Origin of the sequence: Sporosarcina sp. FSL K6-3508, from assembly GCF_038615825.1 — a bacterium.
Taxonomy (GTDB): domain Bacteria; phylum Bacillota; class Bacilli; order Bacillales_A; family Planococcaceae; genus Sporosarcina; species Sporosarcina newyorkensis.
Map to the genome: position 1 here is coordinate 1,922,597 of NZ_CP152016.1, position 17,201 is coordinate 1,939,797.

The following is a 17,201-nucleotide window of genomic DNA, read 5'->3' on the forward strand; positions in this document are numbered from 1 at the left end:
AATACTTAAAAACCAGCTTGTTTTTGAGAAAATCGTTTTAATGTAATTTGCTTAAACGTCCAGCCAAACATTACAATGAATATTGAATTGGCAATCACCGTCGGCACGAGTCGACTCGTCAAGAATTCATTGAAATCGATCGACGTGAGCGCGATCACGCTAGCAAAAAAGTACGAAAGAATTTCAAGCAAGACAATCATCACTAATGATAATACCATGACCGTCAATGTGTGCCGCTGAATTTGGCGGATCACCAACGTAGATAAATAACAAATGAGCGGGTACATAAAAGTGTATAGTCCAATAATATCAATGTGATACATATCATACAAGAGTCCAAGTATCAAACCATATAAAATGGCCCGCTGACGACTGTAATAAGCCGCAATGAAAATCAAGTAAACAATCAAAAATCTCGGAACGAATACAAATAATTCTCCGTTCTGTTCAATTGGCGAGAACAGACTAAAAATCGGCTCCAAGAAAAACAATACAACTGCAATGAGAGGGATGACGAACCGAGTCATGATTCATCGTCCCCCTCTGTGTCAGCAGAGCTGCCTCCATCCGTTCCATCCACGATAGTCGATGAACGTTTGGCAATCATCACGTGATCCAGCATGGAAAAATTAGCTGCTGGCCGAATGTACGCAAGCTTCGTAAGACCATAGTCATCCGTTGACACTTCCGTTATTTCGCCAATTAAAATACCTTTAGGGAAAATCCCGCCTAGACCAGAAGACGTGACCTGCATGCCTTTTTTCACGTCAAAGCTAGAGTCGATTCGCTTCATGATCAATTGACGTGATTGTCGGTCAAATCCTTCAATCAGACCGAAGATCTCTTCGTCTCCTGCAATCATTGCAGCTACGCGGAAATTGATATTTTCAGTTGATAGCAATTCCACTGTAGATGTGAATGGATTGGAAAGCACAACTTTCCCGATCAATCCTTGAGAAGTAATGACGGCCATATTGACTTCCACACCGTCCGTCGTTCCTTTATCGACAATCAGCTTATCTTCCCATTGATCTGGATTTCGTGAAATCACCGTTGATTGGATCGGCTCGTACGCTCGTAAATCATCCAGCTTCTTGACGATCTCCCGCAATTTCACATTATCCGATTTCACATCGACCAGCTCGGCTTGCGTAGCCGCATACGCATCCAGTCGTTCCTTCAATCGTTTGTTTTCTTCGTATGTATTAAGCATCGTATCAATATTTTCAATAATCCCCGTAACAAAATGAGCCGGTTTCGTGAACATTGACTGTCCGAAACCGACAACATCCTTCACTACTTGCTCCGGTAAATTTGAATGATCCCGGTCACGAAGTGAGAATGCAATTAATGCCACAAGGACGATTACTCCTACTAATAAAATGATTAATCGTTTATTGGAAAAAAAACGTGGCATTGCCTACATCTCCTCCAATTATTTTACTTGCATTTTTTTGATAACTTCTAAGTTATCTAATGCTTTTCCGGTACCCATAGCCACACAGTCCAATGGATCTTCTGCGATAAACACAGGCATATTCGTTTCATCCGAAATAACCTTGTCCAAATTGCGAAGCATCGCGCCCCCGCCTGTCAAGACGATTCCGCGTTCCATCACGTCTGAAGATAATTCAGGCGGAGTAGTTTCCAGTGTCTTTTTCACACCTTCAATAATCTGCAAAATAGATTCGCGCAACGCTTCGACAATTTCTTCTGAAGAAATTTCCAATGTTTTCGGCAGACCCGTCAATAGGTCACGACCGCGAATATCCATCTTTTCCGCTTTCACTGCATCTTTAGCGGAACCGATCTCAATTTTGATCGCCTCTGCCGTACGCTCACCGATCGTTAAGTTGTACGTCTTGCGAATATAGCTGATAATCGCTAAATCCATCGTATCCCCACCGACGCGGATTGATTCGCTCGTTACAATACCGCCAAGTGAAATGACTGCGACTTCTGTCGTACCGCCACCTATATCGACGACCATACTGCCCGTTGGTTCCCAAACCGGCAAATTTGCTCCGATTGCTGCCGCAAAAGGCTCTTCAATCGTGAATGCATCTTTTGCTCCTGCTTGACGTGCCGCATCAATGACTGCACGTTGCTCGACGGAAGTAATTCCGTATGGCACACAAATCATGACATTCGGCTTCTTCCATGAACCGCCGGAAGCCTTTGTTGCCTCTTTCATATAATGCTCAATCATTGCAGTTGTTGTTTCAAAATCCGCAATGACCCCGTCTTTCATCGGGCGAGTCGCCACGATGGAGCCTGGCGTACGTCCAATCATATTTTTAGCAGCACTACCGACTGCTACGATTTCATTTGTCACAGTGTTTTTAGCTACTACGGAAGGTTCCCGCAGCACAATACCTTTTCCTTTGATAAAGACCAATGTATTGGCTGTACCCAGGTCGATTCCTACATCTTTAGTTCCGATTCCAAACAAATTAGTTCTTCCTTTCTGCATAACCGTCAACGGCCTTCTTAAAAGCATACACCACATTATAACGGAAAGGTAACTAAATTTACAGTGGGGTCTCACTAGAATGCAAAAAACACGAAAAAAGAGACCGATTTCCCCAGTCTCTTGCATGCATCTAACAGTCTATCATCCCTCTTAAATATATCCCTTATCCTTAAGGCTGATGAACTTTTGGTCGCCGATAATGATGTGATCAAGGACGTCTATGCCCATGATCGCCCCCGCTTCCATTAGTCGTTTCGTCACTTCGATATCCTCCCTGGATGGCGTAGGGTCTTATCAAGAGTAAACTACTAAAAATCCATTAATATCAAGACTCTTGCTTTAAGGACATATACTTAACGTATTAAATCAAACGGAAAAACACAATGTAATTTTTAGATGACAATTGATTACAGTCAATAAGAATGTACCATAAATAAAAAACCTAATTCCTCTTTATATTTCACCGAGGAATTAGGCTTTTGATCTGCAACAATCGCGCCCGTTTGGAGAAGGTTATCCCATCACTTTTACGATTGGTTATCATCAACAAAGCGCAACATTTTTTTTGATACAGAAATAACGTCTTCGTGATTAAAAATAATACAAGCTGTACCTCCACCGTATTTCTCGTGTTCAAACTCGCCAAGGACTGTTACATACCCTTCTTCAAAAAGATAAATGGATTCTCCGTCATGTTCTTCAACAGCACTCAAATCGTTAAATAAATAGGCTTTAAGCGATCTGTCATAAAATCGCATTGCGCTACCCCCTGGTTTACTCCGTAAAATGGCCCGTTTGTTGAAATTCCTTCTCGTAATCATACTTAAATAAACAACACTATTTCATTGTGGACATGTATTCAAAGGATAGATTAATATCTTGTTTCCACTAATTATTAAAAGGCGATTATAACTTGTATATGCCATAATTGTGCGAATTTTGAAGTTCAAACTTGCTTCTGCCTATTTTTTAGGAAACAATGTATAAGACCATGAATAAATAAAGTCAGCAATAAATACAATTCCCCAAATTACACCTATTGCAAACGCAGCATCATTTGGATAAGGTGATTCTTTAGCATTTTCATTTCCTAGCCACGAAAAATCACTTAAGTACATCTTTATTTCTGCCAAACTTTCTGTACCAATTACCCACAGAATAGCTTGAACTGTAATGAACAAAACTAAATGAATATAGGATGATACACGATATTTCTTCGCAATATATTTAGGATTACTATTTCTTTCAATAATCTCATAATCTTTATCAGTCAATAATTCAACGCCACGTAACTTTCCAACCTTTTTACGCATCCAACGATCCAATTTGATAAAATCAGTTATACCAAATGTAAAAGCATAGATGATAAAGATGATAATAACGATTTGAAAAGTGGAAATTTCCCCTGTTTGACGATAAACATACAGTCCGAGTAACCCCTCAATTATCAACAAAAACAGAAATAAAAAAATGAACATTAGGCTAAATTGAGGCTTTTTAAAAAAATAGCGAAATATACCGAAAAAGATCAGGGACCCTAATGACAATACCTCTAAAGAGATAAACAATTCCCAATTATAATCAAGGATAACATCCAAAAGAATGTTCACTCCCTTTCAAAAGATTAATAAAGGTAAAGGTTTTTAAAAAGGGAAAACTTCACCTAGAATTATGGTCTATTTCGATTTTCAACTTGATTTATCCAGTTTAAATCTGCTTCTAAATGCAAGAGTGTACCAGTGATTAATAAATACCTATTCTCGTCACCTTGAAGTAGAAATTCCGTTTTAAATTTAGTCAATTCCATGACATCTTTCATTATCATCACTTTTTGTTGATCAAGCATTTTCTTTTCTTCTTCGAAATCAATCTTTCGAGCACAGCTCCATTTAAAATGAAAGTCTTCTTTAGTAGAATGATAGGGAACGGGTTCCAGTAACCAATTTTCCAACTCTTTTTTTCCTTCTATAGTGATTTCATAAAGTTTTCTTTCTTGGTCATCAATTCCTACAGATAAGACCAGTTGATCACGTATTAGACGGTCCAGAGTCGTATAAATTTGACCAGGATTAATTTTTCCTTTAACTCCCAGAAGAGATTCTAGCTCTAGTTTTAATTCATACCCATGATTTTTCTGTAGAAATAGCAATGTTAATATTCCGTACTTAACCGACATAATTGCTTAACCTTCTTTGAGTGATGATATAATATTTATTTTACTAGCGGTAGTACTTGAAATCCAAGAAGCAAAGAGACTTAAAGAAACACCAGCAATTAGTGCCAGAATTATATTCCCTAAAGGTAATTGAAAAGATATAAATCCTTCTAATAGTTCAGATTTACTAGTTGTATAAAGTAAAACTACACCTGAAATTATACCACCAATAACCCCCGACAATCCTATAAGTAAACCTTCTCCAATGATCATCTTTTTAACTTGCTGTTTCGTAAATCCAAGAGCACGCATTGTCCCTATCTCGGCGGTGCGTTCCAACGTATTCATTAATAAAGTGTTTGCTGTACCAATACTAGCTAGTCCAATGATTAAAACTAACATGATTAAAATCAACTCATTCATACCAGTCAATGCTGAAGTAGTTGATTTAATTTCATCTTCTACCGTTTCTACTTTTGAGAGATGAGTGCTGAAATCCAACCATAACTGATTACGTAATTGTTCACCATTATATCCGTCATTTAAACTTAATAACATGTCGAAATGATTCGCCCAACCAAATTCATTATTTAAATGATTCTCATCCATAAATGCCACATAGCCTGAGTAATTCGATGTTTTCACTACCTCAAGGACTTCTAGTTGTTGTTTACCTGAGGGTGTATTAATGTAAATATATTCTCCTATTTTTCCACCCCATTCATCGAAAGCTCTTTCGCCGAGGATAACAGAAGGTTTTTTGGCCAGTTCATTATATGAATTTTCCTCTTTAGAGCTTTCAAACAATGTGGGGCCTTCTTCATCTACAGCAAAAATGGAGAACTGTCTCTTCTCTCCATCGGTGGTTACCCATGTAATTGGCGTAGCTTCCGTTAAAGGATCAGCATTTGCAACAGCATCATACGATAGTAACCTTTCTCTATCCTGATTAGACCAAGGTGCTTCTGATGAAACTCTTAGGTCTCCTCCATACGTATTCCTGATTTCATTTTCATAACCTTCAGGTGCAGATTCAATAACAGCACTTAGTAATAATATCACTGCAATCCCCACAGCAAGAATAGCGGCAGTATTAGCATTTCGATTTAATTGTTTTGTAAGGCTTTGCGTTGCCAGACTGCCAGAGTAGCCGAAGAATAATTTTAAAATAGGTTTAAATATCCTACTCATACCAAGTAACAACAATGGAAACAACAAAATGATGCTTGCCAAAATCGCTAAATAAGAGATGGGATGATTGATAAATACAAAAGCAAGTAAGCCAACACCCAGAACTGCCCTAACTATGTATAGGCTTCTCGATGATTGGGTTTGATTTGCCATTTTTAACGTCAATAACACAGAGGTTTTCCCCGCATTGTAAATAGGAAATAATGAAGATACAACAGGAAATAAAATTCCAATTACTACGGCTATTAATGTAGGTATTTCCCAATTTAATGTGTAAACCATGTCAAACTCAAATACACTTAGTAAAGTTTGCATGAACATATCCCCAAGCCAAATTCCTATAGGCACCCCAATAGCTGTACCTATTAGCCCCAACAGTAGTACTTCAATAAGAATAAGTCTGGAAACAGAACTTTGTAGATATCCGAAACTTTTCATGATTGCAAATTCCTTTTTTCTCTCCATAACACTTGTATAAATCATATTAAAAACAATGAATCCGCTAATAAACATAGATAATCCAGCAATTAAGTAAAAGAACGTATATAGTCCCCCTATATCGTTACTTTGCCGATCATCCGCGACAACTGGCTGTACATATGCATTTGAATTACGAAATTCTTCCTGGAGAGATTGAAAAAATTGCTCTCCTTCTTCATTTGTTTGAAATCTTACATAGGAAAGTTTGTCCTCCATACCAGTCCATTCCTGTAGCAATTCAAGTGGAGCCATGATTCGGAAGCTGGTTGATTCAGCACGCTCCCAGTTATTCGGACTTGCAAGCAACTGCGTATATTCAACAATGGCGGAAACCTTGGCTTCTCCCAAATCGGTAAATCTAATTGTATCTCCTACGTTTTTATTTAACAGATTTGCAACAGCTTTTGGTATCACCAAACCTTCATTATCCAAACTCCCTTCGATAACAGGAAGTTTCAATAAAGAACTGCTTTGATTATTCACGCCTGTAATTCGGACGGATCTTTGATTTAGAGATTGATCACCCTCCAGCTCAAAAAAAGCTTGTTTATCAAGTGCAAGCATGATTTCCGTTACAATTGGACTAGTTAAAACTGACGAAATCACATCCTTAGAGTAAGTATGATCATCGCTAAGAACCCAATAATCCGCATTTGCCACATACATTTCTTCATAATAATCGAAAACATCATTTGTTGTTTTGTCTGCAATAAGCATAGATGTTACAAAAGCTATACCTAAGATTATCCCAAGTAGGGAAATTAAAAACCTTTTTTTATTTTGTGTAATATTACGCCATGAAATTCGCCACATATTTAGCATAATCATCATCCTTTCTAGAAATCACTTGATCAATAATACCATCCTTAAATAGAATAATTCGATCAGCAAACCCGGCTGCGAAAATATCATGAGTTACCATGATGATTGTTTGATTATTTTCTCGATTGAATCTTGATATTAATCCGAGTATTTCTTCGGCTTTACCTCTATCTAAATTTCCTGTTGGTTCATCGGCTAATAGAACAGAAGGATTATTAACTAATGCCCTGGCTATAGCAACTCGTTGTTGTTGACCGCCACTCAGCAAATTAGCACGTTTTCGACCAAGCCCTTTCAATCCCACAGAATCAAGTAATTCTGCAATAATTTGGTTCTTATTTTTAGTTAAACTGCCATCTGCATGAAGAGGGAAAGCTATATTTTCTTCTACACTTAATGTAGGGAGTAGCTGGTAATTCTGAAAAATAAAACCGATATACTTTCTACGAAATATCGTTCTTTCTTTTTCCGTCATATTACTTAAATTACTTTGATTTATTACTATATCTCCTTCAGTAGGGACATCAAGACCCCCTAAAAGTTGTAGTAATGTGCTCTTTCCAGAACCACTTGGGCCCATTACAGCAACAAATTCGCCTTCTTCAACGTTCAAATCAAAACCCTTCAAGACTTGAGTTCTTTCTTGCCCCTGTATAAATTCCTTTTTCAAATTTCTAATTTTAATCATGTTTTAATTCCTCCTATTCTTTCAAAATCATTATATACTAAGTATATAATATATAAAAGTGAAATCGTTTAAATTTCATTATAAAATATGTATTTTTTATAAAATACCCCCTAAGCATAATATATACTTAGTACACATTATGCTTAGGGGGTATTGTGTTCTTTCATGAAGTTTGATTATTTCTACTGTTGTTATTAGTGCAATGGGCTGATAATATTCAGTTCTTAGGTATCTGTTTAAATTCATCATTTAAATTATTAAAGAGTCTGAATGAATCTCATAATTCCTAGCCCTTGTCCCTCAAGGGTTTGGAGACACAAAAAAGGAAGCACCTCCCCAAGTCTTGTATAATGGTAGTCGACAAAAACATCCCAAAAGACTGGAGGAGTACTCCCTATGACCATTATACGACAACAGAGCTTATTTAGCATCGAAGAATTATACGAGATGGAACCTACCCAAAAATATGAAGAGATTATGGCTGCCATCTATTTGGACGCCATTTTCCACGAAATCAACAAGAAATCCCACTTGGGTGCGCCTGCTGAATTAAATTACGGCGCTATGGTTGTGAGTGTTTTTGCGCGTTACATCGAGCGGATTCCGACAAACAAAGATCTAATCAAGCGCTTGAACAACGATCTATCGTTCAAGATGGACTGCGGGTTCAAAGTTTCAGACAACGTTCCTTCGGAAGCTTCATACAGTCGCCTGCTTTCGAAACTTAGTGAAACTGACATCTTGGAAAAAATACAGGAGACGATTGTCCTGGACGCCATCTCGGAAGGATTTATCGATGATGATACAGTAGCGATTGACGCCACTCACTTCGAAGCACGTGATAAAGCGCCGGCCAAACAGAAAAAAACAAAGAAAGAACCCAAGAAACGCGGCCGTAAAAAGAAGGAAGAACGTGAACAATGGCTGGTCGAACAGGAGAAACTTGAAGATAATCTTCCGCTATATGAAAAGAAGATCGAGGCACAACTGGACGAATCGCTTGCCGAACTTCGTGCCGAAGTCCCCCAAGACCCTAAATGGGGTGTCAAGAAAAACAGTGAGAGGCAGAATGTGTTCTGGTTCGGCTATAAAGGGCATTTAGCAGTGGGTGCATCCAGCCAGTATATTCTGCAGTCCTTGTTTTCTTCCGGTAGTCTAAATGACGGTAAGGCTGCCATTCCATTGTTAAAAGGAATGGCAGAACGGCTTCCCCTTCGAAATCTGATGTATCATACGATGGACGCCGGCTATGACTTTGAAGCGATCTATGCACAAGTACACCGTATGGGGCATCGATCTATCATCGCTTATAATAAGCGAAACGAACCAGAACCCATTGGATTTGATTGGAATTTCGCGCCAACTTGTTTCAGGGAGCATTCCTATCTTTACGATAGCTATGACCCCAAATATGTGGTTCAGCCTCTTTTTCTTGTTGCTTTAAATACTTCTGTACGCTACGTTTATCAATTCTGCCACTTCCTTCTTTTTTTTGCGATGAGCTTCAAAAGAAGATCGTTTTTCGCGATAACCGCATTTACATGCGAAAATTTGTCCTTTTCCTTCGCCTCGTAGTTCCATTTTCTTTTTACATAGAGAGCAGCGAGCGTTTGTTACACGTGACACGTTCTTGCGGTGACCACATTCACGATCTTGGAATACTAACATTTCACCCATTTTACCATTCACTTCAAGCATTGGTCTTCCGCAGTTTGGACAATGTTTATGTGAGAAATTGTCATGTTTATATTTTTTATCACTTGATTTAATTTCAGCGACCATTTATTTTGTGTGCTAAATGCTCTTTCATTCCATTAATGAACACATCTTTCTTCAACTTGCCTTTTTCATGTCGAAATTTGCTTAGCGTATGTTTTGCGCTTTTTGTTGGTAGGACCCCTGATATAAAGAAAAGTTATATAGCCGCTAGTCTCACGACTACTTTCCTTTTCAACGCTTCGCAGGGAGTAAGCCCTCCACGTCATCAGTTTACCACGTTGAATATTGATCTATTATGGAACAGACTTAGGTGCTTCCTCTGAGCCTGTTAGCATTGCATGTGCCTGTAACACAAGATGGATTTTTATATTGCCGATTCTTACTCATCCACAGCTAACCCTACATGTGGTAGTAAATACATTTCTATATAATGCGCGTCTAGACCCGTACATTCGGAAGCTCGTCAGCAATACAGTATGTTATTGTGTTTACATTGCCATTCTCACGCTTATTAACCGAGCTTATAACACGCATTTCCTTACTAAGTAGCGTTCTACTCGAAACAGGGGAAGCCTTTCAGAGCGTTACTTCTTCATTCGACTTCTCGATAATATCCTTCAATTAAAAATAAATTGCCTGGCTCAAATGAATTGTGTTGACCACAATTCATTTGAGCCAGGAATGTGTCGCACCGACAATCGCGCCCGATTCTATAATACAGAGCGCAGATTCTAGTTCATGATAAGCGCCCGTTTGTGTAATTTGAAATTATTACACAAATCCCAAAATCACACTGTATTTATGAATTATACTTATTCCCTATTTCCTTGAATTCTTTGCTAGTAGCATCAGGTGGTTCTTTATCGTCATTACTTAATTTCCAATTTAGGAAACCAGAGATCAAAGCAAATACAAATGCACCTTGTATAGAAATTTCAATATTCACCATAAAAATGTCGAGTAATCCGATTAACAAAAACGTAAGCCCCGTGTTTAAGATAAACGATAGCCAGCCCTTACTTGTTTTTATAATACCCACGGATTTCAGAGCCTTTGGTATCGCATTTGTAATGAGTGATAGTGGTATTTCAAGAAAGATATATAGGACAAAGAAAAACAGTAAGGCACTAATAGAATTATATTGTAATCCGAGTAATCTTAAGAAAATATATTCAAAAAAAGTAATAGCGAGTAAAATGAACAACACTATGGACGTACAAATGACAACTGTTTTAAGTTTTTTTATAGTGAACCCCTCCTTGCTATACCTCACATTTAATTTAGTTTTTTCATTTACAAATCCCACAATCTGGCCCGTTTGTTGAAATTCCTTCTCGTAATCATACTTCATAAGTTTATTTTAACACATACCTATAGCGAAGGTTTACACTAATCCGAACGCCATATTAGTTCTAAGATGTACAATAACTCTAAAACAGCTTGCCATGTAATTTTTGAACCTGATCCTTTAATTGTTCGTTCTCTTCTTCTAGTGACTTTATACGGCTTTTTAAGGTCTTTATTAATACATCCTCTGAACGGGGACTTTTACTTGGTTTACGAGGGGCTACTTCACTTATTTGCATCCCTCTTAAGGTCTCCACCCTAGTTCTGATGCCTTTTTGTTTATAAAGCCATGACTTTGAAACATTTGCTTTTTGTGCAACAGAATTAAAATTAATCTTCTCTTTTTTCAATGCCATCTCTGAAATTGTCTTTTCAACCCTAATTCTTGTGTTCTCCGACTTTTCTTTTGATAGTTGAATTATGGCAGTTGTGTTACTCTTTCTAGTCATCTTAATTCGTCTCCTTTAACGAATGAATAATCTGCTCTAATCTAATCTTAACACGTTCGTTAGTTTCAACCTGACGCTGCCATTGGTTCTGTTTAGCCCTATTCAGTACTTCCTTCGTTCGTTTTAAGTGTTCCTCATGTTCATTTAGAAATTGTTTACTTGTACAAAAATTCGTACAATCTAAACAAGCATTTGCGTGTGGACAAGGTCCAGCAATTACTGGTAAACGACAGTAACCGTTAGGAAGTGCTTGTGCATTGATATTCTTTTTAAACCATTGAAGATCTGTGCTGTCTGCTTCAGTATTTTCCTCACTTAAATCCAGAATGTCACCGTTATTCGTTACTAAGGTTTCCTTGAATTTCGTAAATTCCTTCTTAAGAGTTTCATCAAAAATATGTGCATATCTCGCCGTCATTTCCGGTGATTCGTGACCCAAGAATTTCTGGACAATATGCTGTGGCACTCCGTTATTTATCATTCTTGTACCAACTGTATGCCGAAAGGCATGAGCATGAAACCGAAAGATTTCTCCTTTGCTGTCCGTTATCTTTTCTTCATAAGCTAATTCATTTAATTTAACCCTAAAGGTATCCTGCTTCAATGGCGAGCCGTCTTTTCGGGGAAATACATATACACATCCATCATCGAGTTCAGCAGCCACTCTTTGCTCTTGAACTAATATCAATGCAGCAATTTCTTTTGAAATAGGAATGATATGCTCTTTCTTCATTTTCCATTGATAATACTTTAAAAAACAATCCCCTTCTTTATCAGTTATGACGCTTCCTTTTTTCAATGTACAAAGTTCACTGATTCGCATTCCACATTCTTGAAGCACCATGATCATTGTGGCAATATAAGGTTCCAATTTATCTAATTTCCTATTTAATTGTTCGAGTATGTGTTCATCAATATAACGTGGTAGTGCCTTCGGCACTTTAGGGTAATCTTCTTGAAAGATAAGGATTTTAGAAGGTGTATCCTTCCAGTCATATCTTTGAATTGTAGTGAAAAAAACGTCTAAAGTAGATATTCTTCCAGTTATAGTGCTGGGTTTTAAACCTTTTAAATTTAGAAAATTAAAATATTGCTCAATTTCATTTCTAGTTAATTGATGAATCCTTTGTATATCTTCACAATTTTTGTTCATGAAATTAAAAAACTCTTTTAATTTTGAAGCTATATCTACTACGTGAGAAAAGCTGGCTGTGTTTAACATTAGTTTACAATATCGCTTAACTATTTCTTTAAAATAATTATTTTCAAACCCCTTAAAGTTGATCGTATATTCGTAGGATGTTGGGTTTACCTTATCTTCCGGTAATGATAATTTTCTTCGATTCCAAACATCTTTTTCCCATTCTTCACCATCAAAATAGAAGTCCTCATAGAATTCCATAAATTGCTTAAGATGAGTAACGTAATAGGAATTCGCATGTACAGAAATTTTCTGCTGATTTACATCAAGTTTGTAATTAGTAGTAGTAGTTTTTACTTTTTGTTCCGTTAAGTAGGTTCGGTATTCAGTCAAAGCTTTTTTTATAGGCACTTCAGTTATCGATGTAATATTAGGATATTTTAAATTTAAAAATCCCATCATCCGGCTTATCACTGTTCCCTTTCTAATCCAAACGGATTTTGCATTCCAAGCTCCATTATTCAAGTGAAGGTAATAAAAATATTTTAATTCTGTTTTCAACCAGACATTTTCCACCTTATCAAAATTTACCCAACGATTTCTCAGTGACGGATTCTTACTTAACTCAATTGCACTAGGATGTGGACAAATTCTTATATCCCACCTATCTGATGCCCAATATCCTTTTAAAACACTTGTCATATTGGCTATTTTTTTATTAATCTCAGTACTAGCGATAAGTTTTCGGTTGGTTGCTACACTTGGAAATTTCATTGTCATGTTTCTCTCCCTTGAAGATACTTTTTATATTCATTTTTCATATCTTGATCTGAAAGATGAACATACGTATCAAGTGTTGTTTGTACATGGGCATGCCCTAATCTTTTTTGTACATATGCAGCATCCCATCCACTTCTAATAAGCTCTGTGGCATGCGTATGACGTAATATATGGGCAGTGAAAGTAATCCCTGTCCGTTTTCCTAGCCTTCTCACTAGGTCTAATACACTTTGGTATTTCAGTGGCCGGCCAAAATAAGAATCTTTAAGATTAATAAATATATAATCATGATCTAAATCTTCCCCATATTCATACACTAAGTAATCGGTATATAATGCCATTAATTCCTTGCTTACATCAATAGTTCTTTCTTTTTTAAGTTTAATATAAGCTCCATTTTCATTGTGATCTCTTGGCCTGATTTTAATCTGGTTATCCCATGTTGAAATATCTTCAATACGAAGAGATAATGCTTCTCCTATTCGAAGTCCCCCTTCATACATAAGCATAATAAGTAACTTATCTCTTTTGGTATGACATGCCTCAATTATTGCTTTGACTTGTCCATGTTCTAATACTTGTACAAGTTTCGTTTTGACCCTAAGCTTTAAAATATTTTTTTTATAGGATTTGCCTTTAGTAATATGGTGAAGAAACCCCTTAAAGTTTCTTCCTTTTGCTTCTTTAGACATATCTATAGCTTTAAAATTTTCTGTGCGATTTAAATATTCTAAGAAACTAGTTACAGCGTTAAGTATGGAATTAACTGATGTTTCCTCTCTTTTAGCCTTCTTTGGTTGTATATCTATTACCTTTAAATGCCCTGTTGGATTTCTTAACCATCCTACAAAGTTTGCCAAATCCTCAAATTGTAAATCTCCTAATTCGATTCCACTTTGGCTCATAAATTCATAAAACAGCTTGAGATGATAACAATATGTTTTAATGGTATTTGGAGCTTTGCCCGTATTATCCAAGTACTTTATAAATCTCTTAACTGGTTCTATCACTTCAAATTCTTCATCCAGCAATATGTATAACGGATATGGTTTTTCCTCCACAATCACTTTCTGAACTTTCATCTTTCCACCACCCTTAAATACTTTAACTACTATGAATAATACCCTTATATATTTAATAGTTAAAGCAATGAAATTAAAAAATCCTAAACTTTGAGTACTTAGAGTACTCTAGTTTAGGATACTATGTTTAACGTGTCGCCACTTGGGTGGTTATGGCTGATTATCATCGAAGCAGCCGAGCGTTTGAATGCTTCGCGGAACACCTCGCGCGGATGAACGATACTGGAGTTCAAACTGCCGATAAAAATCGTCTGCTTATGTAGCACTTCATTTTTGACATTTAAAAATAACGCGACAAAATGTTCCTGATTCAGTGAAGACATGTCCGTCATCAAATAATTGGCTGCATCCTCAGGTGAACGGATTTTATAACGGTCTTGCGGTGCTGTACGATATAAACGTTTGCCAAGTTCGGCCGCAGCCAAGAGCTGTACGGCCTTCGCCTCGCCAATCCCTTTTATCTCCGTCATTTCCTCCACCGTCAGCTCTTTCAAATCCTGTAGCCGGTCCAGTGTCGACAATACCCGATTAGCGAGCACTAAAACTGACTCAGAGCGCGTTCCGCTGCGTAATAAAATCGCCATGAGCTCTTGATTGGAAAGACTTCCTGCCCCTTCCCGGATCAAACGTTCACGAGGCCTGTCCGCTAAATGAACGTCACGGATCATCATTTGTGGAGCTAAATCAAGCGGCATTTCAGGCGTCACCTTCTTCTAGAAACAACCAATCTTCTTCTCGTAGACGCTCAACCAATTTTCCAATTGGCAGCCCGACGATATTTTGATAATCTCCGGCGATGATTTCCACAAACAGCATTCCTTCTGTTTGAATTCCGTAGGCGCCTGCTTTATCCGCAGCATCCCCTGACCGCACATATGCGTGAACCAGTTCCAAATCTAGCCGCCTGAACTTCACTTGTGACAAACTTGCGAACTGCAGCTTACGATTTTTCTCCAATACTGTTACGCCAGTAATTACTTCATGCGTCTGACCGGAAAGTTCCATCAGGAAATCGACCGCTTGCGCATTATTGGCGGGTTTCGGATACTGCCTGCCGTTCATCACGACAACCGTATCTGCTGCGATGATAATCGAGTCCGGTTCTTCCTTAAAAACAGCTTGCGCCTTTTGCTCAGATAAGCGAATCGCATAGAGATCCGGTTCTTCCGGGGTAAATGGTAAATCTTCTGCTACATGGCTCGGCTTCACCTCAAAATCGATTCCTGCAAGTTTTAACAGTTCCTTACGCCTTGGTGAAGAGGATGCGAGGATAATTGGTCGTGTACTTGTAAATTTCATTGGGAAAACCTCCTTTCCCATAGTGTACTCTATTGCACCCTTTTTGAAAAAGCAGCAAAATTGAATTTCGATCTGGATATTCGATCAAAATTGAATTTTGAAGCATGGGTCCTGACTCGAGTAGTGTGACAGCAAATGAAGTCGGGCAATGGAAGAATCCTTGGTGAATGCTGTGATAGCGGTTAATTTCTTCTCAAAATCCGACTCTTTTTTGGCATCGTCTTTCGCTTTGGATAATTTAATTTTCGATAAATCCTCCGCAAGTAACGCCTTTTTCACTTCATTGATGTCCGCCGTCTTGCACGTTCCGGGGGTAACTTGGATTTTCTTCTTAAATGCATCTTCTCCTTCTTTCAAGACCACTTGGCTTTCCTTCAGCCAGACAGCTCCCCAGATGTAGAACTGATCGCCTACTTGTATAATAGCCGTATTTGCCAAGGCGGGATTAGACGTGATAAATTCAGTCGCCGTCTCCTCACTTGAAAATACGCCATGCTGCTTAACGTACATTGGAATCGCCGTTCCATCCGCAGGTTTTTCTTCAGTCTCCTCTGTATTCGGGCCGGATGTGGCAACAGTTTTAGACGGCTTTGCATCTTTCCCTCCAGTACTGAAAATTGTCAAACCAATGACTAAAACGGCCGCAAGACCAATTGCCACACCTTGCACCATCGCCCGAATCACTGTGAATTTTGAATAGGATTTGCGAAAATTCATTCTGCACTCACTCCACTTTTTTCTTCACTTTACCAAAGCAGACGCGAAAAAGGACAAGACTCTTGTCGTCTTGTCCTAGAACATTTTCTGATTCAGCTCAACAAACCCGTGTACCATCCGACAAGTTGCGTGCCGTATAAATAGGCAATGAGTGCAGCAACTGCAATTGACGGCCCAAAAGGTACCGGCGTCTTGCGGCCCTGCTTGGTCTTTTTAAGAAAGATCATACCGACAATCGCGCCGATCAATGAAGCCAAAAAAAGCGTTAACAAGGTCTGCAACGTCCCTAGAACCAATCCAATCACTAGGAACAGTTTAATGTCCCCGCCTCCCATGCCGCCTTTCGACACGATCGCAATGAACAATAACAGACCAAAACCGACAATCGCGCCTAGCAAGCTATCCCACCAAGGTGTCAACGGACTGAAAATGCGCATGATAAAAATCGCTACGCCGAAAGGCAAAAGGATTCTGTTCGGAATCAGCATGTATTTCAAATCAGATACCGTCAAAATGACCAGCAGCGAAATAAATAAAAGTGCCACGATCAGTTCGCGCTCAAAACCAAAGTGTAAATAGGCGAAGACGAACAGTACCCCCGTCAGCAACTCCATGAGTGGATAAATCGCACTGATACGCTCTCCACAACCACGGCACTTGCCTTTAAGAAAGACGTAGGAAAATACCGGCACCAGGTCGGCAAGTGTCAAGCGGCGCTCACATGTCGTGCAATGAGAAGGCGGTGATACAATGGATTCCTTCATCGGCACACGCAAGCCAACCACGTTGAAAAATGAGCCGAACGTGATGCCGTAGAGGAAGAAAAATACGCTAATTAGTAGTTCCATAGACAGCCTC

At 38.4% G+C, this 17,201-nt stretch carries 15 protein-coding genes and 4 pseudogenes; 1 reads left to right on the top strand and 18 read right to left on the bottom strand.

Going from position 1 to position 17,201, the window contains the following annotated elements; genetic code table 11:
- Positions 1-5: 5 nt before the first annotated feature.
- From mreD to MKX97_RS09510, 9 genes and pseudogenes are all read right to left on the bottom strand, one after another.
- A complete protein-coding gene (mreD, locus tag MKX97_RS09470) occupies positions 6-527 on the bottom strand; it encodes a rod shape-determining protein MreD (protein ID WP_078816764.1) in 522 nt (173 codons plus the stop codon).
- Positions 524-1,417 (bottom strand): rod shape-determining protein MreC, encoded by an 894-nt coding sequence (gene mreC, locus MKX97_RS09475; protein WP_342535836.1) that lies wholly within the window; start codon positions 1,415-1,417, stop codon positions 524-526. The genes mreD and mreC overlap by 4 nt, the downstream gene beginning before the upstream one ends.
- 18 nt (positions 1,418-1,435) lie before the next feature.
- Positions 1,436-2,452: a rod shape-determining protein gene (locus tag MKX97_RS09480; protein ID WP_040759197.1), complete on the bottom strand. Its 1,017-nt coding sequence runs from the start codon at positions 2,450-2,452 to the stop codon at positions 1,436-1,438.
- A 171-nt stretch (positions 2,453-2,623) separates the two neighbouring features.
- Positions 2,624-2,764 (bottom strand): annotated as a pseudogene (locus MKX97_RS09485) (JAB domain-containing protein); the annotation flags it as partial.
- A 236-nt stretch (positions 2,765-3,000) separates the two neighbouring features.
- Complete coding sequence (locus tag MKX97_RS09490; protein ID WP_342535837.1) at positions 3,001-3,231, bottom strand: hypothetical protein; 231 nt, start codon at positions 3,229-3,231, stop codon at positions 3,001-3,003.
- 204 nt (positions 3,232-3,435) lie between these two features.
- Complete coding sequence (locus tag MKX97_RS09495; RefSeq protein ID WP_342535838.1) at positions 3,436-4,071, bottom strand: hypothetical protein; 636 nt, start codon at positions 4,069-4,071, stop codon at positions 3,436-3,438.
- Positions 4,072-4,142: 71 nt separating this feature from the next.
- Entirely contained in the window at positions 4,143-4,649 is a 507-nt protein-coding gene (locus MKX97_RS09500) for a PadR family transcriptional regulator (RefSeq protein ID WP_342535839.1), read from the bottom strand.
- A gap of 6 nt (positions 4,650-4,655) precedes the next feature.
- The gene (locus tag MKX97_RS09505; RefSeq protein WP_342535840.1) at positions 4,656-7,121 is read right to left on the bottom strand and encodes an FtsX-like permease family protein; all 2,466 of its coding nucleotides are present in this window, start codon (positions 7,119-7,121) and stop codon (positions 4,656-4,658) included.
- A complete protein-coding gene (locus MKX97_RS09510) occupies positions 7,090-7,809 on the bottom strand; it encodes an ABC transporter ATP-binding protein (protein WP_342535841.1) in 720 nt (239 codons plus the stop codon). The genes MKX97_RS09505 and MKX97_RS09510 overlap by 32 nt, the downstream gene beginning before the upstream one ends.
- Positions 7,810-8,205: 396 nt before the next feature.
- Between MKX97_RS09510 and MKX97_RS09515 the strand changes: the two are divergent.
- Positions 8,206-9,222: pseudogene (locus MKX97_RS09515) on the top strand (transposase); the annotation flags it as partial.
- Here the strand turns inward: MKX97_RS09515 and MKX97_RS09520 are convergent.
- The 9 genes and pseudogenes from MKX97_RS09520 to MKX97_RS09560 form a co-directional block, all read right to left on the bottom strand.
- Positions 9,179-9,655: pseudogene (locus MKX97_RS09520) on the bottom strand (hypothetical protein); the annotation flags it as partial. The pseudogenes MKX97_RS09515 and MKX97_RS09520 sit on opposite strands and share 44 nt — an antisense overlap.
- Positions 9,656-10,327: 672 nt before the next feature.
- Positions 10,328-10,834, bottom strand: a complete 507-nt coding sequence (locus MKX97_RS09525) for a YrvL family regulatory protein (protein ID WP_342535842.1) — start codon at positions 10,832-10,834, stop codon at positions 10,328-10,330.
- Positions 10,835-10,958: 124 nt separating this feature from the next.
- The gene (locus tag MKX97_RS09530; RefSeq protein ID WP_342535843.1) at positions 10,959-11,324 is read right to left on the bottom strand and encodes a DUF6262 family protein; all 366 of its coding nucleotides are present in this window, start codon (positions 11,322-11,324) and stop codon (positions 10,959-10,961) included.
- Position 11,325: 1 nt separating this feature from the next.
- Complete coding sequence (locus tag MKX97_RS09535; protein WP_342537500.1) at positions 11,326-13,239, bottom strand: site-specific integrase; 1,914 nt, start codon at positions 13,237-13,239, stop codon at positions 11,326-11,328.
- 2 nt (positions 13,240-13,241) lie between these two features.
- Positions 13,242-14,327: a tyrosine-type recombinase/integrase gene (locus MKX97_RS09540; RefSeq protein WP_342535844.1), complete on the bottom strand. Its 1,086-nt coding sequence runs from the start codon at positions 14,325-14,327 to the stop codon at positions 13,242-13,244.
- A 134-nt stretch (positions 14,328-14,461) separates the two neighbouring features.
- Positions 14,462-15,022, bottom strand: a pseudogene (radC, locus tag MKX97_RS09545) (DNA repair protein RadC); the annotation flags it as partial.
- Between the two features lies 1 nt (position 15,023).
- Positions 15,024-15,626 carry a nucleoside triphosphate pyrophosphatase gene (locus MKX97_RS09550; protein WP_221836564.1) on the bottom strand — a complete coding sequence of 201 codons (603 nt, stop codon included), beginning with the start codon at positions 15,624-15,626 and terminating at the stop codon, positions 15,024-15,026.
- Between the two features lie 84 nt (positions 15,627-15,710).
- Positions 15,711-16,343 (bottom strand): hypothetical protein, encoded by a 633-nt coding sequence (locus MKX97_RS09555; RefSeq protein WP_342535845.1) that lies wholly within the window; start codon positions 16,341-16,343, stop codon positions 15,711-15,713.
- A gap of 92 nt (positions 16,344-16,435) precedes the next feature.
- Positions 16,436-17,191 carry a prepilin peptidase gene (locus MKX97_RS09560; protein WP_342535846.1) on the bottom strand — a complete coding sequence of 252 codons (756 nt, stop codon included), beginning with the start codon at positions 17,189-17,191 and terminating at the stop codon, positions 16,436-16,438.
- Positions 17,192-17,201 lie beyond the last annotated feature (10 nt).